22 protein-coding genes are annotated in these 18,620 nt (G+C 68.9%); 12 read left to right on the top strand and 10 right to left on the bottom strand.

All coding sequences use genetic code 11. The features are described from left to right. The 7 genes from KIT53_RS18310 to KIT53_RS18340 form a co-directional block, all read right to left on the bottom strand. A partial coding sequence (locus KIT53_RS18310) for a tryptophan 2,3-dioxygenase family protein (RefSeq protein ID WP_297755740.1) occupies positions 1-345 on the bottom strand: 345 nt, incomplete at its 3' end. A 190-nt stretch (positions 346-535) separates the two neighbouring features. Next, positions 536-1,837, bottom strand: coding sequence for a kynureninase (gene kynU, locus KIT53_RS18315; protein ID WP_297755742.1), 1,302 nt, complete (start codon positions 1,835-1,837; stop codon positions 536-538). A gap of 96 nt (positions 1,838-1,933) precedes the next feature. After that, the gene (gene kynB / locus KIT53_RS18320) at positions 1,934-2,584 is read right to left on the bottom strand and encodes an arylformamidase (protein WP_297755744.1); all 651 of its coding nucleotides are present in this window, start codon (positions 2,582-2,584) and stop codon (positions 1,934-1,936) included. A gap of 88 nt (positions 2,585-2,672) precedes the next feature. Next, the gene (locus KIT53_RS18325; protein ID WP_297755746.1) at positions 2,673-2,981 is read right to left on the bottom strand and encodes a YkgJ family cysteine cluster protein; all 309 of its coding nucleotides are present in this window, start codon (positions 2,979-2,981) and stop codon (positions 2,673-2,675) included. Then, positions 2,978-3,913, bottom strand: coding sequence for a class I SAM-dependent methyltransferase (locus tag KIT53_RS18330; protein WP_297755748.1), 936 nt, complete (start codon positions 3,911-3,913; stop codon positions 2,978-2,980). Before KIT53_RS18330 ends, KIT53_RS18325 begins: the two co-directional genes overlap by 4 nt. A gap of 10 nt (positions 3,914-3,923) precedes the next feature. Continuing rightward, on the bottom strand, positions 3,924-4,850 hold the full coding sequence (gene argF / locus KIT53_RS18335; protein ID WP_297755750.1) for an ornithine carbamoyltransferase: 927 nt from the start codon (positions 4,848-4,850) through the stop codon (positions 3,924-3,926). A 13-nt stretch (positions 4,851-4,863) separates the two neighbouring features. Then, a complete protein-coding gene (locus KIT53_RS18340; protein ID WP_297755751.1) occupies positions 4,864-6,063 on the bottom strand; it encodes an aspartate aminotransferase family protein in 1,200 nt (399 codons plus the stop codon). Positions 6,064-6,347: 284 nt separating this feature from the next. Between KIT53_RS18340 and KIT53_RS18345 the strand changes: the two genes are divergently transcribed. Beyond that, positions 6,348-6,656 (top strand): DUF3579 domain-containing protein, encoded by a 309-nt coding sequence (locus tag KIT53_RS18345; RefSeq protein WP_297755753.1) that lies wholly within the window; start codon positions 6,348-6,350, stop codon positions 6,654-6,656. A gap of 313 nt (positions 6,657-6,969) precedes the next feature. Here KIT53_RS18345 and rpsT read toward each other — a convergent pair whose 3' ends face one another. Then, positions 6,970-7,269, bottom strand: a complete 300-nt coding sequence (rpsT, locus tag KIT53_RS18350; RefSeq protein WP_297755755.1) for a 30S ribosomal protein S20 — start codon at positions 7,267-7,269, stop codon at positions 6,970-6,972. A 121-nt stretch (positions 7,270-7,390) separates the two neighbouring features. On the opposite strand from rpsT, the gene murJ reads away from it, so the two are divergent. The 10 genes from murJ to folK all read left to right on the top strand — a co-directional run bounded on the left by murJ (position 7,391) and on the right by folK (position 16,714). Beyond that, positions 7,391-8,956, top strand: a complete 1,566-nt coding sequence (gene murJ, locus KIT53_RS18355) for a murein biosynthesis integral membrane protein MurJ (protein WP_297755757.1) — start codon at positions 7,391-7,393, stop codon at positions 8,954-8,956. 31 nt (positions 8,957-8,987) lie between these two features. Then, positions 8,988-9,848: a tetratricopeptide repeat protein gene (locus tag KIT53_RS18360; RefSeq protein WP_297755759.1), complete on the top strand. Its 861-nt coding sequence runs from the start codon at positions 8,988-8,990 to the stop codon at positions 9,846-9,848. Between the two features lie 145 nt (positions 9,849-9,993). Then, entirely contained in the window at positions 9,994-10,386 is a 393-nt protein-coding gene (locus KIT53_RS18365; protein WP_297755760.1) for a PA2779 family protein, read from the top strand. Further along, positions 10,383-11,360, top strand: coding sequence for a PA2778 family cysteine peptidase (locus KIT53_RS18370; RefSeq protein ID WP_297755762.1), 978 nt, complete (start codon positions 10,383-10,385; stop codon positions 11,358-11,360). The genes KIT53_RS18365 and KIT53_RS18370 overlap by 4 nt, the downstream gene beginning before the upstream one ends. Continuing rightward, the gene (locus KIT53_RS18375; RefSeq protein ID WP_297755763.1) at positions 11,357-11,989 is read left to right on the top strand and encodes an NAD-dependent epimerase/dehydratase family protein; all 633 of its coding nucleotides are present in this window, start codon (positions 11,357-11,359) and stop codon (positions 11,987-11,989) included. Before KIT53_RS18370 ends, KIT53_RS18375 begins: the two co-directional genes overlap by 4 nt. 117 nt (positions 11,990-12,106) lie before the next feature. Continuing rightward, on the top strand, positions 12,107-13,204 hold the full coding sequence (locus KIT53_RS18380) for an AI-2E family transporter (protein WP_297755764.1): 1,098 nt from the start codon (positions 12,107-12,109) through the stop codon (positions 13,202-13,204). A 17-nt stretch (positions 13,205-13,221) separates the two neighbouring features. Continuing rightward, positions 13,222-13,908 carry a DnaA regulatory inactivator Hda gene (gene hda, locus KIT53_RS18385; RefSeq protein ID WP_297755826.1) on the top strand — a complete coding sequence of 229 codons (687 nt, stop codon included), beginning with the start codon at positions 13,222-13,224 and terminating at the stop codon, positions 13,906-13,908. 2 nt (positions 13,909-13,910) lie between these two features. Further along, a complete protein-coding gene (locus tag KIT53_RS18390; RefSeq protein ID WP_297755777.1) occupies positions 13,911-14,579 on the top strand; it encodes an HAD family hydrolase in 669 nt (222 codons plus the stop codon). Next, on the top strand, positions 14,576-16,225 hold the full coding sequence (gene pcnB, locus KIT53_RS18395; protein ID WP_297755778.1) for a polynucleotide adenylyltransferase PcnB: 1,650 nt from the start codon (positions 14,576-14,578) through the stop codon (positions 16,223-16,225). The genes KIT53_RS18390 and pcnB overlap by 4 nt, the downstream gene beginning before the upstream one ends. 24 nt (positions 16,226-16,249) lie before the next feature. Further along, positions 16,250-16,714 (top strand): 2-amino-4-hydroxy-6-hydroxymethyldihydropteridine diphosphokinase, encoded by a 465-nt coding sequence (folK, locus tag KIT53_RS18400; RefSeq protein ID WP_297755780.1) that lies wholly within the window; start codon positions 16,250-16,252, stop codon positions 16,712-16,714. Between the two features lie 12 nt (positions 16,715-16,726). Here folK and pdxH read toward each other — a convergent pair whose 3' ends face one another. Continuing rightward, entirely contained in the window at positions 16,727-17,362 is a 636-nt protein-coding gene (pdxH, locus tag KIT53_RS18405; RefSeq protein WP_297755782.1) for a pyridoxamine 5'-phosphate oxidase, read from the bottom strand. Positions 17,363-17,392: 30 nt separating this feature from the next. Continuing rightward, positions 17,393-17,971, bottom strand: a complete 579-nt coding sequence (locus KIT53_RS18410) for a gamma-glutamylcyclotransferase (RefSeq protein ID WP_297755828.1) — start codon at positions 17,969-17,971, stop codon at positions 17,393-17,395. 115 nt (positions 17,972-18,086) lie between these two features. On the opposite strand from KIT53_RS18410, the gene KIT53_RS18415 reads away from it, so the two are divergent. Beyond that, positions 18,087-18,605: an OmpA family protein gene (locus tag KIT53_RS18415; RefSeq protein ID WP_297755785.1), complete on the top strand. Its 519-nt coding sequence runs from the start codon at positions 18,087-18,089 to the stop codon at positions 18,603-18,605. Positions 18,606-18,620: the final 15 nt, after the last annotated feature.

Genomic DNA, 18,620 nt, shown 5'->3' on the forward strand with positions numbered 1-18,620 from the left:
GCGGATGGCGCTGTACTCGGGCGGGGTCATGGTGGCGAGCACGTCCCAGGCGTGCACGAGCTGTTCCATGATCTTGCTGACGCGCGCGAGCATCTTGAAGGCGGGCGGGAGTTCGTCGCGCGCGATGTGGGCGATGGCGGCATGCAGCTCGTGCAGCATGAGCTTCATCCAGAGTTCGCTGGTCTGGTGCTGCACGATGAAGAGCATTTCGTCGTGCGCGGGGGAGAGCGGTTTCTGCGCGCCGAGGATGGCGTCGAGCTGGAGGTAGTCGCCGTAGCTCATGTCGCGGCTGAAGTCGAGTTGCGCGCCTTCCTGGCGCACGATGTCTTCGGGTTTGCTGTGCATGTTGCGCTCTGGTTTGTCTTGTGCCTGTGGGGCTTGTGTGGGAAGGGCTTCGACAGGCTCAGCCCGAACGGGTGGGGGCTCAGCCCGAAAGGATGGGGGCTCAGCCCGAAAGGATGGGGTGGGCTCTGTCCGATTGGAGGGGAGTGGGCTTGGTCGGAAGGGGCGTTGGGCTGGCTTGCACGGTTGGGGGTCAGGTCACCGCGTGTTTCCGGTTGAATTCGGGGCGCCGCCATTCGCCGCTTTCCAGCACCTGGCGCAGGTGTTCCACGGCATTCCACACGTCTTCGAAGCCGATGTAGAGCGGGGTGAAGCCGAAGCGCAGGATGTCTTTGGTGCCCGTTCGCCCCGGGCCTGTCGAAGGGTCGCCGGCGCGGAAGTCGCCGACGACGCCGCGGGCGATGAGGGCCTGCACGATGGCGTAGGCGCCTTCGTCGCGCGTGAGGCAGACCTGTGAGCCGCGCTGGGTGTGGTCCATGGGGGTGGCCAGGCCCAGGCCGTGGCCTTGGCAGCGGTTCTGTACCAGGCAGATGAAGAGGTCGGTGAGCGCAAGGGATTTGCGGCGCAGTGCGGCCATGCCGCCGTGCGCTTCGGCGGCCAGCAGGGTGTCCACGCCGCATTCCAGCGCGGCCAGGCTGATCATGGGCTGAGTGCCGCACTGGTAGCGGGTGATGCCGGGGGCGGGACGGTAGTCGGGCGTGAATTCGAAGGGGGTGGCGTGGCCCCACCAGCCGGCCAGGGGTTGCCAGAAGCGGTCGGCGTGGTGCGGGTGGACCCAGACGAAGGCGGGCGCGCCGGGACCGCCGTTGAGGTACTTGTAGCCGCAGCCCACGGCGTAGTCGGCGCCAGCGCTGCCCAGGTCCACCGGCACGGCGCCGGCGCTGTGCGCCAGGTCCCACACCACGAGCGCGCCCACCGCGTGGGCGGCGGCGGTCACGGCCGCCATGTCGTGCATGGCGCCGGTGCGGTAGTTCACGTGGGTGAGCATGAGCACGGCCAGTTCGGGCGTGAGCGCGGCGGCGATGTCTTCGGGCTCCACCAGCACCAGTTCAAAGCCACGTTCCTTGCACAGGGCTTCGGCGATGTAGAGGTCGGTGGGGAAGTTGCTGCGTTCGCTGACGATGCGTTTGCGCCCCGGGTGGTCGGCCGCGCTCAGGCTGAGGGCGGCGGAGAGCACCTTGAAGAGGTTGACCGAGGTGCTGTCGGTGGCCACCACGGTGCCGGGGGGGGCGCCAATCAGCCGCGCGATCTTGTCGCCCACCTGGCCCGGCAGGGAGAACCAGCCGTGCTTGTTCCAGCTCTGGATGAGGTCCTGGCCCCATTCCTGGGTCACCACCTGGGCCACACGCGCGGGGGTGCTGCGCGGCATGGCGCCCAGGGAGTTGCCGTCCAGGTAGAGGGTGCCTTCGGGGATGTGGAAGAGTTCGCGCAGGGGGCGCAGGGGGTCTTGTGCGTCCAGGGCGCGGCAGTCTTGCAGGGTGGTTGTGGTGGTCATGGTGCTGTGTTGGGAGGGGCTTCGACAGGCTCAGCCCGAACGGTGGGTGGGCTCAGCTCGTGTGGTGGGTGGGCTCAGCTCGTGCGGTGGATGGGCTCAGCTCGTGTGGTGGGTGGGCAGTTCGCGGAGGATGGCGCGCACGGGGCTGGCGTCGGCGGTGGTGAGTTTCAGGGGCAGGGCGATGAGTTCGTAGTCGCCCTCGGGCACGCCGTCGAGCAGCAGGTTCTCCAGCACGCGCAGGCCGAGCCGGCGGATGGTCTGGTGGCTGTCCAGGGTCTTGCTGTCGGCGGGGTCGATGCTGGCGCTGTCGATGCCGATGAGCAGCACGCCGAGGCGGGCGAGTTGCGCCACGGTGTCGGGCGCGAAGGCGGGCAGGGCGTGGTCGAAGCGGTCTTGCGGCTGGGTGTCGTACACGCGCACCAGCACGCGCGGTGGCAGGCTGGCGTCCAGCGCGTGGGCGATGTGGTGCGGCTGCACCAGCGGGCCGCAGCCGATGGCGTGGATGACGCGGCAGGGGCCGATGAAGGCGTCGAGCGCGACGGCGCCGATGGCCGCGCCTTCGGGGTCGTAGTGCAGGGGGGCGTCGGCGTGCGCGCCGACGTGGGGCGAGAGCGTGATGGCGCTGACGTTGACCGGGCAGCCTGGGCCTATGGTGGCGGCCCATTGCTGCGCGTAGGGCGTGTCTCCCGGGAAAACCGGTGAGCCCGCGTGCACGGGGGGGGAGATGTCCCAGAGCTGCTTCTTCATGGTGCGGTGAAGGTAGCACCGCAAAAAAAGCCGTGGTGTCGGTTAATCCCAACAGGCCCTGAAAATAGTTCAGGCCTGAATCAAATGCTCAAGTCGGCAACGGCCGTAGGCCGTGGCGCTGGCGCGCGCGTGCGCAGGCTTCGCTGCCTTCCTCGAATTCGCGGCAGGGGGAGGGTCGCCACTCGTAGATGCCGCAGACGGCGTGCGTGCCCACCTTGCCGGAGAGCGCCGCGCAGCGCGGGGGCGAGTGGTCGGTGCCGCGCATGCGCAGCGTGCTGTGGGTGACCTCCACCGCCAGCCCGGTGGGCACCGTGCCGCCCATGTCCTCGCCCTCGTGCACCGAGAAGTCGACGCGGAAGCAGGCGCAGCAGGCGCCGCAATCGGTGCAGGCGCTCATGGCGTGGCTTGTGCGCCGAGCGCGGGCGCGCGGTACAGCAGCACCTTGAGCGCGCGCTCGGGCGCGGCGTCGGTGAAGGCTTCGGGGTTGGGCAGGCGCTGCTCGAACGCCAGTTCCGGCGCGGCTTCGCGCACGAGGTCTTGCAGGAAGTCGGGGCCCAGTTCGGGGGCGTTCAGGCAGAGCAGCGCGCGGCCTCCGGGGCGCAGCAGATCGGGCAGGCGGCGCATGAGGCGCGCGTAGTCCTTGGTGGCGACGAAGCTGCCCTTCTGGTAGCTGGGCGGGTCGACGATGACTAGGCCGTAGGGGCCGCCGCGCGTGATGCGGCCCCAGGTCTTGAAGATGTCGTGCGCGAGGAAACTCGCGCCGCCGCCCAGGCCGTTGAGTGCATGGTTCTGCTGGCCGATGGCCATGGCGCCGCTGCTCATGTCCACGTTCACCACCTGCCTGGCACCGCCTTGCAGTGCCGCCACCGAGAAGGCGCCGGTGTAGGCGAAGAGGTTGAGCACGGTCTGCCCGCGCGCGTTCTCCCGCACCCACTGGCGGCCCGTGGCCATGTCGAGGAACAGGCCGTGGTTCTGGCCCCGGAGCACATGCACCAGGTAGCGCGCGCCGCCTTCGTGCACCACGTGCGGATCGGGCACGCTGCCGGCCATGAGGCGGGTTTCGGTGCGGCCCTCGTGCCGGCACTGGAAGACCCAGTTCAGCGTCGCGCCTTCGGGCGCGATGGCCGCCCAGCGCCGCTGCAGTGCGTCGTGCAGCAGTGCCAGCGTGGTGTCGTCCACCGGCAGGAAGCTGGTCAGCACCCAGACCGGTGGGAAGGCGTCCAGTGCCCACTGTTCGCAGCCAGGGAATCGTCCGCCCCGGCCGTGGAAGATGCGCCGCGCATCCGCCGACGGCTCGATGCGCGCGATGGCGTCGAGCAGGGCCTGCATGGAGCTCGGCTCAGGTGAGGTGGCCGAGCAGCAGGTACTCCATCAGGGCCTTCTGCACGTGCATGCGGTTCTCGGCCTCGTCCCACACCACCGACTGCGGGCCGTCGATGACTTCGGCGCTGACCTCTTCGCCACGGTGCGCGGGCAGGCAGTGCATGAAGAGCGCGTCGGGCTTGGCCAGGCGCATCATGTCCTCGTCCACGCACCACTGGGCAAAGGCCTTGCGGCGGGCTTCGTTCTCGGCCTCGAAGCCCATGCTGGTCCAGACGTCGGTGGTGACGAGGTCGGCGCCCCGGCAGGCTTCGCGCGGGTCCTTGAAGGTCTTGTAGCAGGCCGTGTTCTTCACGCCCGCCACGGCGGTGTCGATGCCGTAGCCGCTGGGCGTGCTCACGTGCACCGTGAAGCCCAGGACCTCGGCCGCCTGCAGCCAGGTGTTGGCCATGTTGTTGCCGTCGCCCACCCAGGCCACGACCTTGCCGCGGATGTCGCCGCGGTATTCGTTGTAGGTGAAGATGTCGGCCAGGATCTGGCAGGGGTGGTACTCGTTGGTGAGGCCGTTGATGACCGGCACGCGCGAGTGCGCCGCGAAGGACTCGATCTTCTGCTGCTCGAAGGTGCGGATCATCACGATGTCGACCATGCGGCTGATCACGCGCGCGCTGTCCTCGATGGGCTCGGCGCGGCCGAGCTGGCTGTCGCCGGTGGTGAGGTGCACCACGGAGCCGCCCATCTGGTACATGCCGGCCTCGAAGCTCACGCGGGTGCGCGTGCTGGCCTTCTCGAAGATCATGGCCAGGGTGCGGTCCGGGTCGGCGAAGGGCTGGTACTTCTCGAACGCCTTGAACTTTTTCTTGATGTGCGCGGCACGGCCGAGCAGGTAGGCGTACTCGTCGGCCGTGAGGTCCTTGAACTGCAGGTAGTGCTTGATGCTGCTCATGAGGCGGCGCCCGTCATTCGGCCAGGAAGGCGTGGATCAGCGGCAGCAGGATGGCGGCCACTTCGTCGGCTTCGGCGGTGGTCATGATCAGCGGCGGCACCAGGCGGATGACGGTGTCGGCCGTCACCGAGAGCAGCAGGCCGGCATCGGCCGCGCGCTGGGTGAGCACGCCGCAGGGCTTGGCCAGTTCGATGCCGATCATCAGGCCCTGGCCGCGCACTTCCTTGACACCAGGTTTGCCGGCGAGGGACTTGTCCAGCAGGGCGTGCAGGTGGGCACCCACGCGCGCGGCGTTGTCCAGCAGGCCGTCTTCTTCCATGATGCGAATGGTTTCCACACCGGCGCGCATGGCCAGCGGGTTGCCACCAAAGGTGGTGCCGTGGTTGCCGGGCTGGAAGATCTGCGCGGCCTTGGGGCCGGCCACCACCGCGCCGATCGGCACGCCAGAGCCCAGACCCTTGGCCAGGGGCATCACGTCGGGCTGGATGCCGGCCCACTGGTGGGCGAACCACTTGCCGGTGCGGCCCATGCCGCACTGCACTTCGTCGATCATCATGAGCCAGTCGTTGGCGTCGCACAGGGCACGCACGTCCTTGAGGTACTGCGCGCGCATGGGGTTGATGCCACCCTCGCCCTGGATCGTCTCGAAGAACACGGCGACCACGTTCGGGTTGCCCACGGTGGCCTTCTTCAGGGCTTCGATGTCGTTGAGCGGCACCCGGATGAAACCTTCCACCAGTGGGCCGAAGCCGGCCTGCACCTTGGGGTTGCCGGTGGCGGAGAGGGTGGCGATGGAGCGGCCGTGGAAGGCCTTCTCGTAGACCACGATCTCCGGCTTCTCGATGCCTTTGTCATGGCCGTACTTGCGCGCCAGCTTGAGCGCGGCCTCGTTGGCTTCCAGGCCGCTGCTGCAGAAGAACACGTTGGTCAGGCCGGAGCGCTCCACCAGCATCTGCGCCAGGCGCTCCTGGTCGGGCACGTGGTAGTAGTTGCAGCAGTGGATCATCTTCGCTACCTGGTCCTGCAGGGCGGGCACCAGTTTGGGGTGGCCGTGCCCCAGGGTGTTGACGGCGATGCCGGCCAGCGCATCCAGGTACTCCTTGCCGTTGACGTCCCAGACGCGCACACCTCGACCGTGCGACATCGCGATCGGCAGGCGACCGTAGGTGTTCATCACGTGGGGCGAGGTGGCGGGGTTCAAGGCGGCGTTCATGCGGTGACTCCGTGGTGGGTGGCTGGCGCGGACAGAAAGCCCGCAAAAGAAAGCGGCTCAACGCAGGTTGAGCCGTTGAAGCACGATTCTAGGCGCTCGCGCAGGCATCATCATTGCTTGTTGGGCATCGCTGCCATGCGGGCGGCCCGCGGTGTCCGGGTGCGGCGGTTTTCCGGGCTTGAGTCTTATATAAGATAGAATACCTGTCTGCCACGCCCGGCGAGCCACCCTCGCCAAGGCGCTGCCGCTTTCCCTGCAGGCCCTCCACCCGAAGGCGCTTCCCGATGGTCTCACCCTCCGCCAAACAAGTCTTCATTCAAGGCATCACCCGGGATGGACGCACGTTTCGTCCGAGCGACTGGGCAGAGCGGTTGGCCGGCGTGATGAGCAGCTTCCGGCCCGGTGGCGCCCAGCCGGGCAGCCACCTCAGCTACTCCCCCTGGTGCGTGCCCAACACCATCAACGGCGTCAAGTGCGTGGTGGTCCATTCGGACCTGCGTGAAGCCGAGCCCATGGCCTGGGACTTCTGCATGAACTTCGCGCGCGACAACGACCTGCAGGTGGCCGAGGGCTGCCTGCTGCCGGAGAAGTAGAGAGCTCCCCCCTGCGCCGCTGCGCGGCTTCCCCCCTCCGTGGCGCGCCTTCGGCGCTTCGAGGGGGGACGGCACCTTGGGCCGGCGGAGCCGGACCCTCGGTGCCTCTGGGGGCTGCGGCCTCGCTGCGCGGCCTTGTGGGGGAGGGTGTTCCTTGGGCTGACGGGGTTGGGTCTCGGTGCGCTGGCTTCGGAAACAAAAAAGCCGTCTTGCGACGGCTTTTTGCTTTTGCTGGCAGCGCACCGTTTCAAACGGCGGGCCGGTGCGGCCCGGGCTGATGGCCTGAGCGGGTCAGGCCGGTGAGGGTAGCGGGTCAGGCAGCGGCTGCTGCGAGGCCCTTGACCTTGGCCGACAGGCGGCTCTTGTCGCGCGCGGCCTTGTTCTTGTGGAAGATGCCTTTGTCGGCCACGGTGTCCACGACCTTCTGCATCTTGGCAAAGAGTTCGGTGGCCTTGGCCTTGTCGCCACTCAGAACGGCCTTTTCGACGTTCTTGACGGCGGTGCGGTATTTGGAGCGCAGCGAGGTGTTGGCTGCGTTGAGCTTGACGTCCTGGCGGGCGCGTTTGCGGCCGGATGCCAGGCGGGGGTTCTTTTTCTTCGGCTTGGTTGCCATGGTGGAATTCCTATGCGATGTTTGGGGATGATGCCAGCAAAGCCCGCGATTTTAGCACGGCAGGGGTGTCCGGCCCATCCGGGGCGCCGGCCGGCATGGGGCGGGTCGTTACACTCCCGGCGTGTCGCTGTTCAAGTCCGCCTCCCTCGTCTCGCTGCTGACCCTGGTTTCCCGCATCACGGGGCTGGTGCGTGAGCTGCTGGTGGCGGCCACTTTCGGCGCCAGCGCGCTGACCGACGCGTTCAACGTCGCTTTCCGCATTCCCAACCTGCTGCGGCGCCTGTTCGCCGAAGGGGCGTTCAGCCAGGCTTTCGTGCCGGTGCTGGCCAGTGTGCGGGAGAAGGAGGGTGACGACGCCACCCGCGACCTGGTCGACCAGATTGCCACCGTGCTGGCCTGGGCCCTGACGTTGACCTGCGTGCTGGGCGTGGCCGGTGCGCCGGTGCTGGTCTGGGCCATGGCCGCTGGGCTCAAGCAGGACCCCCAAGGTTTCGAGGCCGCCGTCTTCATGACGCGCTGGATGTTCCCCTACATCGGCTTCATGTCCTTCGTGGCGCTGTCGGCCGGCATTCTCAATACCTGGAAGCGTTTTGCCGTGCCGGCGGCCACGCCGGTGCTGTTGAACGTGGCCATGATCGGCGCGGCGGCCTGGGGTGCCCCCTGGTTCGGCAGCCTGGGCATTCCGCCCATTTACGCCATGGCCGCGGGCGTGCTGGTGGGCGGTGCGCTGCAACTGGGCGTGCAGGTGCCCGCCCTGCGGCGACTGGGCCTGCTGCCGCGCGTGCGGTTGCGCTGGTCCAGCCTGAAGGCGGCCTGGAACCACCCCGGCACGCGCCGGGTGACGACCTTGATGCTGCCGGCGCTGCTGGGCGTGAGCGTGGCGCAGGTCTCGCTGCTGATCAACACGCAGATCGCTTCGCACCTCGCGGTGGGCAGCGTGAGCTGGCTGACCTACGCGGACCGTTTGATGGAGTTCCCGACCGCGCTGCTGGGCGTGGCTCTTGGGGTGGTGCTGTTGCCGCAACTGGCGGCGGCCAAGGCGGCCGACGACGGCGAGCGCTACAGCGGCTTGCTGGACTGGGGGTTGCGCCTGGTGGTGCTGCTGGCCGTGCCCTGCGCGGTGGCGCTGTTCACCTTTGCCTACCCGCTGGTGGCGGTGCTCTACCACTACGGTGCCTTCACCGCCGCCGACGTGCAGCGCACGGCCACCGCCCTCATGGGCTACGGCGCCGGGCTGATCGGGCTGATCGCCATCAAGGTGCTGGCCCCCGGTTTCTACGCCCGCCAGGACATCCGCACGCCGGTGAAGATCGCCATCGGGGTGCTGGCGCTGACCCAGGCGCTGAACTTCCTCCTGGTTCCTTACCTGGCGCATGCCGGCCTGGCGCTGGCCATCGGCATCGGCGCGCTGGTCAATGCCCTGCTGCTGCTGCTGGGGCTGCTGCGCCGGGGTGCCTACCGGCCTTCGCCTGGCTGGGGGCGTTTCATCCTCCAGGTGGTGGCGGCCAGCGCGCTGCTGGCGCTGTTTCTCACCGCGGTGTCCTTGAACATCGACTGGCTGGGTTTCGAGGGGCGGGCGCTGCGGCGGGTGAGCTTGCTCACCCTGTGCGTGTTCGGTGGGGTGTTGGTGTATTTCGTCACCTTGCTGCTTTCGGGCTTGAACTTGCGCCAGTTCCTCCGAAAATGAGGCCACCCGCGCCAAAGACCGCCCAGACCCTATGTCGTCCATCCCGTTCCAGATCCCGGAGGCCAGTCCGCTGGGCTACTTCGCTGCCTTGGTGCGCGATGACGATGCCTTGCCGCTGTTCGAGGCTGCGGCCTCGATCGCGCAGGACGAGTACCCTGATCTGGACGTGCAGCAGGTGCTGGGCGACGTGGACCAGATGCTGGCGCGCGTGCGCCGCCGCTGCGCCGCCGACGCGGGCCCGCTGCAGCGCCTGCGCACGCTCAACCAGTTCTTCTTCCGCGACATGGGGTTTGGCGGCAACGTCAACAACTACTACGACCCCGACAACAGCTACCTCAATGCCGTGCTGCGCACGCGGCGCGGCATTCCGATCTCGCTGGCCGTGCTCTGGCTGGAGCTGGCCCATGGGCTGGGCCTGAAGGCGCGGGGCATCAACTTTCCCGGGCACTTCATGGTCAAGATCAACCTGCCCAACGGGCAGGTGGTGATTGATCCGTTCACGGGCCAGTCGCTGAGCCGGGAAGACCTGTCCGAGCGGCTGGAGCCCTACAAGCGCCGCAATGGGCTGGTGGACGATTTCGACGTGCCGGTCGGCCTTTACCTGCAGGCGGCCACGCCGCGCGAGATCCTGGCGCGGCTGCTGCGCAACCTCAAGGAAATCCACCGCAACCAGCAGGACTGGCTGCGGCTGATCGCGGTGCAGGATCGGCTGCTCATCCTGTTGCCCGACGTCTGGGTCGAGTACCGTGACCGTGGCCTGGCCTGGGCGGAGATGGGGGACCTGCGGCTGGCGGTGAGCGACCTGGAGATATTCGTCGCGCACACCGACGACACCCTGGAGCGCGAGACCATCTCCCTGCGCCTGCAGGAACTGCGCCGGGCGCTGAACTGATGCCCGCGCCGAGCGGGCGGCGCGCCGCTGTCCTTGTGTGTCGGCATGTAATTCCGGTTGACGCCGCCGGGCGTGCACGGCGAACATGCGGGCCTGTCTGGCTACCCCTGGGGGTAGGCATCCGATCCACATTTCCGCCATCGCCATGCTGAAAAAACTCTACCGCTCCGTCGCCCTCGTCCTCATCCCCTGCATGACCCTGGCCGGCATGCCGCTGGTGGCGCAGGCAGGCATCGTGTCGACCGAGCAGTCCATGGTCACCGCCGCCGGGGATGCCCACCGCGAGCGCGTGAGCGCGTTCTTCGAGCGCGAGGACGTGCGCGGTGCGCTGCAGGCGCAGGGCGTGAGCGCGGACGAGGCCATCGCGCGCGTGCAGGCCATGTCCGACGCGGAAGTGGCCCAACTGGCCGACCGCGTCGACCAGGCCCCGGCCGGCGCCGGCGTGGTGGGTGTGCTGTTCACCGTCTTCCTTATCCTGCTGGTGACCGACATCCTGGGTCTCACCAAGGTCTTCCCGTTCACGCGCAGCATCCGATGACCCTCGGGCGGCCACGCTGGAAAACCCCCGCCCTGGCGGGGGTTCTTCTTTGCGCGCTGCTGCTGGCGGGTTGCGCCACGCCACCGCAGACGGCCGCGCTGCGCGAGGCCTGGCCGGCGCAGTTGACTCCCCGTGTGCTGCTGACACAGGTGCCGTTCTTTCCCCAGGACGACCGGCTCTGTGGCCCGGCCACGCTGGCCATGGTGGCGCAGGCGGCGGGCCGCCCGGTCACGCCGGCCCAGCTCACGCCGCAGGTCTACCTGCCCGGGCGCGAGGGCGCGCTGCAGACTGAGATGCTGGCTGCCGCGCGCCGCCAGGGGCTGGTGGCCTACCTGCTGGCACCCACGCTGCAGGCCGTGCTGGCGGAGGTGGCCAGCGGCCACCCGGTGCTGGTGCTGCAGAACCTGGCCCTGCCGTTTTCACCGATGTGGCACTACGCGGTGGTGGTGGGCTACGACCGCGAAGCCGGTACCCTCACGCTGCACTCGGGCACCACCGAGCGCCTGGTCATGCCCCTGACCACGTTCGAGCACACCTGGGCGCGCTCCGACCACTGGGCCGTGCGGGTGACGCCGCCGCAGGCGCTGCCGGTGACGGCGCGTCCGGACGGTTGGGCGGTCGCCGCGGCAGCGCTGGAGCGCAGCGACGTGCGGGCCGCACACGAGGCGTACCGCAGCGGGCTGGCCCGCTGGCCGCACCAGCAGACCCTGATGCTGGGGCTGGGCAACACCGCCTACGCCCTGGGGCAGCCCGAGGCCGCCGCCTCGGCCTATGAACGCACCGTGGAGGCGCATCCCGCATTTGCCGACGCCTGGAACAACCTGGCGCAGGTCCGCATGGAGCAAGGGCGCCTGGACGAGGCGCGGCAAGCGGCGGCACGCGCGGTGGCGCTGGGCGGCCTGCGGCTGCCGGACTACCGGGCCTTGCTGCAGGAGGTCGAGCGCCAGGCCCGCGTACCTGGGAGGACACCTTGAAGCGGCTGCTGCTGGTGGGGGCCACGGGGCTGGTCGGCGGCCATGTGCTGCGCCAGGCGCTGGCCGACCCCGCGGTGGCGCAGGTGGTGGCGCCGACCCGCCGCTCGCTGGTGCCGCACGCGAAGCTGCTCAATCCGCTGGTGGATTTCGACCGCCTGCCGCAGGACGCGGAATGGTGGCGCGTGGATGCCGTGGTCTGCGCGCTGGGGACCACCATCCGGGTCGCGGGGTCGCAGGCGGCGTTCTACAAGGTCGACCACGACTACCCGCTGGAGGTGGCCTACCTGGCGCGCCGCCATGGCGCGCAGGTCTTTGCCTTCAATTCGGCGCTCGGCGCGGACACCGGATCGCGGGTGTTCTATTCCCGCACCAAGGGCGAGACCGAGCGCGATCTGCAGGCCGTGGGCTACCCCTCGCTGTCGCTGGTGCGCCCGGGGCTCATCGGTGGCCAGCGGGAGCAGCGCCGGCCGGCGGAGCAGTTTGCGGTGCGGCTCTCGCAGGGCCTTGGGCCGCTGCTGCCGCGGCGCTTGCGCGTGGTGCCGGCCGAGCGCATCGCGCACCACCTGCTGCAGGCAGCGCTGGTGGGAGCGCCGGGCGTGCATGTATTGCCCTCGGAGGTCCTGCTGTGAGCCCGCGCGGGCAACGCGCGCATCAGGGGTTTGCCATACCTCTGCGGATGGCCCGATAGAATCCGCCCAGGCCGCCCGGGGATTGTTGCCCTGTGCCGGCCGGCCTCGCCCCCACTCATGCCCTTGACCGCCAACCAGATACGCGCCCTGCTGTGGATCACCATCGCCGTGGTGAGCGGGCTGTTGCTGTCACTGCTGGCGCCGGTGCTCATGCCTTTCGTGCTGGCGGCGGTGCTGGCCTACGCGTTGCACCCGCTGGTGGAGCGCCTGCATGCGCGGCGCGTGCCGCGCTGGCTGGGTGCCGGCCTGGCCATCGCCGGGCTGATGCTGGTGCTGACTGCGGTGGTGCTGCTGATCGTGCCGGTCATCACCAAGCAGGTTCCCCTGTTGCGTGAACAGGTGCCGGAGCTGCTGGACCGGCTCAATGCCTGGCTCAAGCCACTGGCCGGGCGCTTCGGCGTCAACCTGGCCGTGGACGTGAGCTTTGTGCGTGAGGGCCTGGGCAAGCTCATCTCTGGTCACGAGGGGGAGATCATCGACGGGCTGCTGTCCTCGCTGCGCATCGGCGGCAGCGCGCTGGCGGCGGTGTTCGGCAACCTGTTCCTCATGCCCATCGTGGCCTACTACCTGCTGCTGGACTGGGCCAACCTGGTCGAGCGCGCCAAGTCGCTGATCCCGCCGCGCTGGCAGGAGAGCGTGCAGAGCTTCCTGGACGAGACCGACGAGGTTCTGGGCCAGTACCTGCGTGGCCAGGTGCTGGTGATGGGCATCCTGGCGGTGTTCTACGCGGTGGGCCTGGCCCTGGTGGGGCTGGATCTGGCGCTGCCGATCGGCGTGTTCACCGGGCTGGCGGTGTTCGTGCCCTACCTCGGCTTTGGCCTGGGACTGGTGATGGCCCTGGTGGCCGCGCTGCTGGAGTTCCAGAGCGTGCTCGGCGTGGCGCTGGTGGGCATGGTCTACCTGGTCGGGCAGGTGGTGGAGAGCATGTACCTCACGCCCCGGCTGCTGGGCGAACGCATCGGTCTGCACCCCATCGCGGTGATCTTCGCGCTGCTGGCCTTCGGTCACCTCTTCGGCTTCGTGGGCGTGCTGATCGCGCTGCCCGCCAGCGCGGTGCTGCTGGTGGGCATCCGCCGCGCCCGCACGGCCTACATGGCCAGCCGGCTGTACCTGGACGGTGCGCCGGCCGCCGCGCCGCCGGACGAGACACCATGAGCAATGGCCCGACTCCCATGAAGCAGATGGCGCTGGACATCGGGTTGGCTTCGGTGCCGTCGTTCTCCAATTTCATCCCTGCCGGCAACGAAGCTGCGCTGGAGCACCTACAGCTGTGGACCGGCAACCCGCTGCGCTCGCCGGTGCCGACTTTCCTGTGGGGCGAGAGCGGCAGCGGCAAGACGCACCTGCTGCGTGCTTCGCGCGAAGCCTTGCGCGAGCAGGGCAGCCGGGTGGGCTGGATGGACGCGTCGACCCTGGACCCGGGAGACTTCGACGACCAGTGGGATGCCATCCTGCTGGACGACTGCCACCTGTACACCGCCGCGCAGCAGGCGGCTGCGTTCAACTGGTTCGTCAATGCGCAAAACCCGGCGCACGGGCCCTCCCGCTGGGTGCTCGCGGCCGCCACCTGCCCGCCGGCCGACCTGCGCCTGCGCGAGGACCTGCGCACGCGCCTGGGCTGGGGCCACGTCTTCCAGCTCCAGGCCCTGGGCGAGGCCGAGCGCCGCTCGGTGCTGCGCCGCGCCGCCGACGAGCGCGGCGTGTTCCTGGGCGACGAGGTCATGGACTACATGCTCAGCCGCTTCTCGCGAGACCTCTCCAGCCTCATGGACCTGCTGGACCAGCTCGATGCCTATGCCCTGCGGACCCAGCGCGCCATCACCATTCCCCTGATCAAGTCGATGCTGGAAAACGAATAGACATGCGGCTGGCCCTGTTTGACCTCGATCACACCCTGATCCCTCTCGATTCCGACCACGCCTGGGGCGAGTTCACCGTCGACCTCGGATGGCGCGATGCAGACAGCTTCTCCCGCGCCAACGATGGCTTCTACGCCGACTACAAGGCGGGCACGCTGGACATCCATGCCTACGTGCGCTTTGCCACCGGCGCCGTGCGTGAGCACGGCCAGGCCCAGGCGCGCCAGGCGCACGAACGTTTCATGCAGCAGGTGATCCGGCCTGCCATGACGGACACCGCAACCGCCCTGGTGCGGGCCCACCAGGCCGCCGGCGACGAGGTGGTCATCGTGACCGCGACCAACGAGTTCGTGACCCGCCCGATCGCCCATGCCTTCGGTGTGGACGAGCTCATCGCCATCGAGCTGCAGACCGACGCCCGGGGGGAATTCACCGGAGACATCAAGGGCGTGCCCTCGTTCCGCGAAGGCAAGGTGGCGCGTGTGGAACAATGGTTGGCCGCTCGCGGGCTGGACTGGTCGCGCGTGCAGCACAGCACCTTCTACAGCGACTCGATCAACGACCTGCCGCTGCTGGAGAAGGTGCACGAGCCCGTGGCCACCAATCCGGACGCCCGGCTGCGCGCCGTGGCCCTCGACAAGGGCTGGCGCATACTCCATTTATTCGAATGATCAAGAAACTCATCAACAGGCTGCTCGGCAAGGCCGAGGCCACTGGCTCGCGCCGCGCCAACCCCTTTGGCAAACGCGAGGACGTGCCGGTGGATGTGCACGGCATCGACCGCGCGCTGGTTGACCAGCGTGCGCTGGACGTGGTGAACACGCTCAAGCAGGCCGGCTTCGAGGCCTACATCGTCGGTGGCGCGGTGCGCGACCTGCTGCTGGGCTTGCGGCCCAAGGACTTCGACGTCGCCACCAACGCCACGCCCGAGCAGGTCAAGGGGCTGTTCCGCCGCGCCTTCATCATCGGCCGGCGCTTTCGCATCGTGCACGTGATCTATGGGCGCGGCCGCGAGCACGAGGTCATCGAGGTGTCCACCTTCCGCGCCTACCTCGACAGCGCGGCGGCCGAACAGGTAGCGGGCAACGAGCGCACCAGCAAGGGCGAACTCGCGGGCATGAAGCACGCCGTCGACGCCAGCGGGCGCGTGCTGCGCGACAACGTCTGGGGACCGATCGAGCAGGACGCCGCGCGCCGCGACTTCAGCATCAACGCCATGTACTACGACCCGCAGACGCAGACCGTGGTGGACTTCCACCACGGCATCCGCGATGCGAAGAAGCGCGTGTTGCGCATGATCGGCGACCCCGCCACACGCTACCGCGAGGACCCGGTGCGCATCATCCGTGCGGTGCGCTTCGGCGCAAAGCTCAGCCGCCTGGGTTTTCAGTTCGATGCCCGCACGCTGGAGCCGCTGGCCTCCTCGCGCTCCCTGCTCGCCGATGTGCCCCAGAGCCGCCTGTTCGACGAGATGCTCAAGCTGCTGCAGACGGGCCACGCACTGGCCAGCATCGAGCAACTCAAGACGGTGGGGCTTGGCACCGGCATCTACCCGTTGCTGGACGTGGTGGTCCAGCGCGCCGACGACGAATTCGTGAAGCTCGCGTTGCAGGACACCGACCGCCGTGTGGGCGAGGGCAAGCCGGTGGCGCCCAGCTTCCTGCTGGCCTGCGTGCTCTGGGCCGACGTGCGCAAGGGTTGGAACCAGCGCCTGCAGCCGCGCCCGGGCCAGCGGCCAGCGCCGCCGGTGGCGGCGCTGCACGACGCCGTGGACGAGGCTTTCGACGCCCGCATCGGCGACGTCTCCGGCCGTGGCAAGCTGGGCACCGACATGCGCGAGATCTGGATGATGCAGCCGCGCTTCGACAAGCGCGTGGGCAGCACGCCGTTCAGCCTGGTGGAGCAGCCACGTTTCCGGGCCGGCTTCGATTTCCTGCGGCTGCGCTCGCAGGTGGGTGAAGTGGACGAGGAACTGGCGCACTGGTGGGAAACATTCAGCACCGCCAGCGACGAGCGTCGCCAGGACATGGTGGACGCGCAGCGCCGCGAAAGCCAGTCGCGCCCTGGCGCGGGCAAAGCCCGCCGCGTGCGGCGCGACGATCCGGACCACCCGGCGAACGCACCTCAGCCCGACCCGCGTTTTCGCGTGGCGTCCGATGAAGAGGACGAGGACGGGGATGGCGATGAGGCCGGAGCCGATGACACCGCGGGCGTTGCGCACGGAGAAGAGGGTGCCGCCGCGCCCGCCAAGAAGCGCCGCCGGCGTCGGCGCAAGCCTTCCGGTGCGGGGCGCGCCGAAGGCAGCGCACCCGAGTGAGCCCTGCCGGCGGCAGCAGCCCCGATGCGCCCTGAGACCACCGCCTACGTGGCCCTGGGGGCCAACCTCGGTCAGCCGGCGCGGGCGCTGCGCGAGGCCTTCGTGGCCCTGGACCAGGCGCCGGGCCTGCGTCTCGTCCGTGCCTCCAGCCTGTACCGCACCGCGCCGGTGGACGCGGGCGGACCGGACTACCTCAATGCCGTCGCGAAAGTCGCCACGACCCTGAATGCGCTGGAGCTGCTCGACTGCCTGCAGGCGATAGAACACGGGGCTGGCCGCGAGCGCCCCTACCACCATGCGCCACGGACGCTCGATCTGGACCTGCTGCTGTATGGCGAGGGCCGCATCGCCTCGCCCCGGCTCGTGGTGCCGCACCCCCGCATGGGGCAGCGTGCTTTCGTGCTTGTGCCGCTGGCGGAGATCGCGCCAGAGTGGGTCGCGCCCGCCCAGTTGCAGGCCGTGGCAGACCAGCGGGTCGCGCGGTTCTAGGGTGAACAGATCCTAGGGGGCCAGTCGCTCGCGCAGCCAGCTTCCATCGGGCTGCGCGGCGTAGCGCAGGCGGTCGTGCAGGCGGCTCTTGCGGCCTTGCCAGAACTGCCAGGTGTCGGGCTTGAGCCGGTAGCCTCCCCAGTGCGGTGGGCGCGGCGGCTTGAGCAGGAACTGCGCGCCGTACTTCGCGGCATTGGCCACGAGCACCGCACGGCTGTCGATCACCTCGCTCTGCGGGCTGGCCCAGGCGCCGATGCGGCTGTCCAGCGGGCGGCTGTGGAAGTACGCATCGCTCTCCTGCTCGCTGACCTTTTCCACCACGCCCTCGATGCGCACCACGCGCTCGAGTTCGACCCAATGGAATTGCAGCGCCGCGAATGGGTTGCCCGCCAGCTCGCGGCCCTTGCGGCTCTGGTAGTTGGTGTACCAGACGACGCCGCGCTCGTCGTAGCCCTTGATCAGCACCACGCGCGTGCTGGGCCGCAGGTCCGGACCCACGGTGGCCAGGGTCATGGCGTTGGGTTCGGGCACTTCGCCACGGATGGCTTCCTGCAGCCATTGGTCGAATTGCTGGAGCGGGTCCGCATGCGAGGCCGTCTCGCTGAGTTCGGCCTTTTCGTAGCTCTTGCGCAGGTCGGCGATGTTCATGGAGGCAGTATAGGCAGGCGGGTGCGGTGCTCAGGCCGCGGGTGGCACCGAGGGCTCTTGCGCCAGGCGAAGCAGGCGTTCCAGGGCACGGTCGTGGATGCCGTGGTGCAGCAGCCCCTCGAAGGTTTTGCGCGCGTAGTCCAGCGTGGTGCCGTAGCGGCCGCAGGAGCGCGCGAAGATCTCGCGGTAGCGCTCGTCGCTCAGCGTGCCGGTGTGGCTGGGGCTGCGCCGGGAAAGGGTGAAGGCCAGTGCGCTGACCGGGCCCTGGTCGGTCTGGCATGTGAGCCACCGGGGGTCGTACACCGGATTGGGCATCTCACGCGCCCACAGCAGGGGCATGATGTGCTCCACCTGTTCGTGCGGCACACGCAGCGCCAGACCGGTGCAACTGCCGCCGGCCATGAGCGCGAAAACCAGGCCCGGGCACTCGGGCGTGCCACGGTTGACGCGGCTCCACATCTGCAGGCAGCGGTGGTAACCATGCACCCGCGCCGGCCGTTGCTCGGCGGCCTCGAACTCGGGGCGCCAGACCAGCGAGGCGTAGGCAAAGACCCAGAGATCGGGGCGCGGTCCTTGCGCACGCCATTGCGCCAGGGTGTGGGCCATCATGCGCGCGCCATCGCGTTGCGCGGGGTCGGTGGGCCAGGCCAGGGAAGGTACGCAGGGGGGCATTTACAATCCGGAGCGAATTTCCTTCTCATTATTCTTCACGGAGTGTTGCCTCATGTCCTCTCAGGATGACGAACCCGAGTTCCGCGTTGCGGCCTTTGTACTGATTGCCGCGGTGATATTGGCCGTGGGCCTGGCGCTGGGGGTGGGCATCCACAAGTCGCGCAGCGGTGCCGCTGCCGCCTCCGGGGCGCCCACGGCCACGGCCGTCGTCAGCACCACCACTACGGTGCTGGGTGCGGACGATGCCAGCGTGGTGGTGGAGAACGGCGTGGTGAGGTTCTATTTCGCCACCGGCAAGTCCGACCTGGCTTCCGGCGCGCTCGATGCATTGGCCGATGCCATCAAGGCGGCGCAGGGCGGCAAGAAGCTGGTGATCTCCGGCTTCCACGACGCCACCGGTGATCCGGCTTTCAACGCCGAACTGGCCAAACAGCGCGCTTTTGTGGTGCGTGACGCGCTGGTGGGCGCGGGCGTGGCCGAAGCCGTGCTGGAACTCAGGAAGCCCGAGCAGACCACTGGCAGCGGCAACAACGCCGAAGCGCGTCGCGTGGAAGTGGTCATCGCGCCCTGAGCGCGCGACGACCGT

It is taken from the genome of Hydrogenophaga sp. (genome assembly GCF_026125785.1).
Classification (GTDB): domain Bacteria; phylum Pseudomonadota; class Gammaproteobacteria; order Burkholderiales; family Burkholderiaceae_C; genus Hydrogenophaga.

What these genes read in the sequence shown, in the direction of transcription:
- kynU (WP_297755742.1), bottom strand. Translation starts at nt 1,837, where the DNA reads ATGACCACCACAACCACCCTGCAAGACTGCCGCGCCCTGGACGCACAA.
- kynB (WP_297755744.1), bottom strand. Translation starts at nt 2,584, where the DNA reads ATGAAGAAGCAGCTCTGGGACATCTCCCCCCCCGTGCACGCGGGCTCA.
- KIT53_RS18325 (WP_297755746.1), bottom strand. Translation starts at nt 2,981, where the DNA reads ATGAGCGCCTGCACCGATTGCGGCGCCTGCTGCGCCTGCTTCCGCGTC.
- KIT53_RS18330 (WP_297755748.1), bottom strand. Translation starts at nt 3,913, where the DNA reads ATGCAGGCCCTGCTCGACGCCATCGCGCGCATCGAGCCGTCGGCGGAT.
- argF (WP_297755750.1), bottom strand. Translation starts at nt 4,850, where the DNA reads ATGAGCAGCATCAAGCACTACCTGCAGTTCAAGGACCTCACGGCCGAC.
- KIT53_RS18340 (WP_297755751.1), bottom strand. Translation starts at nt 6,063, where the DNA reads ATGAACGCCGCCTTGAACCCCGCCACCTCGCCCCACGTGATGAACACC.
- KIT53_RS18345 (WP_297755753.1), top strand. Translation starts at nt 6,348, where the DNA reads ATGGTCTCACCCTCCGCCAAACAAGTCTTCATTCAAGGCATCACCCGG.
- rpsT (WP_297755755.1), bottom strand. Translation starts at nt 7,269, where the DNA reads ATGGCAACCAAGCCGAAGAAAAAGAACCCCCGCCTGGCATCCGGCCGC.
- KIT53_RS18360 (WP_297755759.1), top strand. Translation starts at nt 8,988, where the DNA reads ATGTCGTCCATCCCGTTCCAGATCCCGGAGGCCAGTCCGCTGGGCTAC.
- KIT53_RS18365 (WP_297755760.1), top strand. Translation starts at nt 9,994, where the DNA reads ATGCTGAAAAAACTCTACCGCTCCGTCGCCCTCGTCCTCATCCCCTGC.
- KIT53_RS18370 (WP_297755762.1), top strand. Translation starts at nt 10,383, where the DNA reads ATGACCCTCGGGCGGCCACGCTGGAAAACCCCCGCCCTGGCGGGGGTT.
- KIT53_RS18380 (WP_297755764.1), top strand. Translation starts at nt 12,107, where the DNA reads ATGCCCTTGACCGCCAACCAGATACGCGCCCTGCTGTGGATCACCATC.
- hda (WP_297755826.1), top strand. Translation starts at nt 13,222, where the DNA reads ATGAAGCAGATGGCGCTGGACATCGGGTTGGCTTCGGTGCCGTCGTTC.
- KIT53_RS18390 (WP_297755777.1), top strand. Translation starts at nt 13,911, where the DNA reads ATGCGGCTGGCCCTGTTTGACCTCGATCACACCCTGATCCCTCTCGAT.
- pcnB (WP_297755778.1), top strand. Translation starts at nt 14,576, where the DNA reads ATGATCAAGAAACTCATCAACAGGCTGCTCGGCAAGGCCGAGGCCACT.
- folK (WP_297755780.1), top strand. Translation starts at nt 16,250, where the DNA reads ATGCGCCCTGAGACCACCGCCTACGTGGCCCTGGGGGCCAACCTCGGT.
- pdxH (WP_297755782.1), bottom strand. Translation starts at nt 17,362, where the DNA reads ATGAACATCGCCGACCTGCGCAAGAGCTACGAAAAGGCCGAACTCAGC.
- KIT53_RS18410 (WP_297755828.1), bottom strand. Translation starts at nt 17,971, where the DNA reads ATGATGGCCCACACCCTGGCGCAATGGCGTGCGCAAGGACCGCGCCCC.
- KIT53_RS18415 (WP_297755785.1), top strand. Translation starts at nt 18,087, where the DNA reads ATGTCCTCTCAGGATGACGAACCCGAGTTCCGCGTTGCGGCCTTTGTA.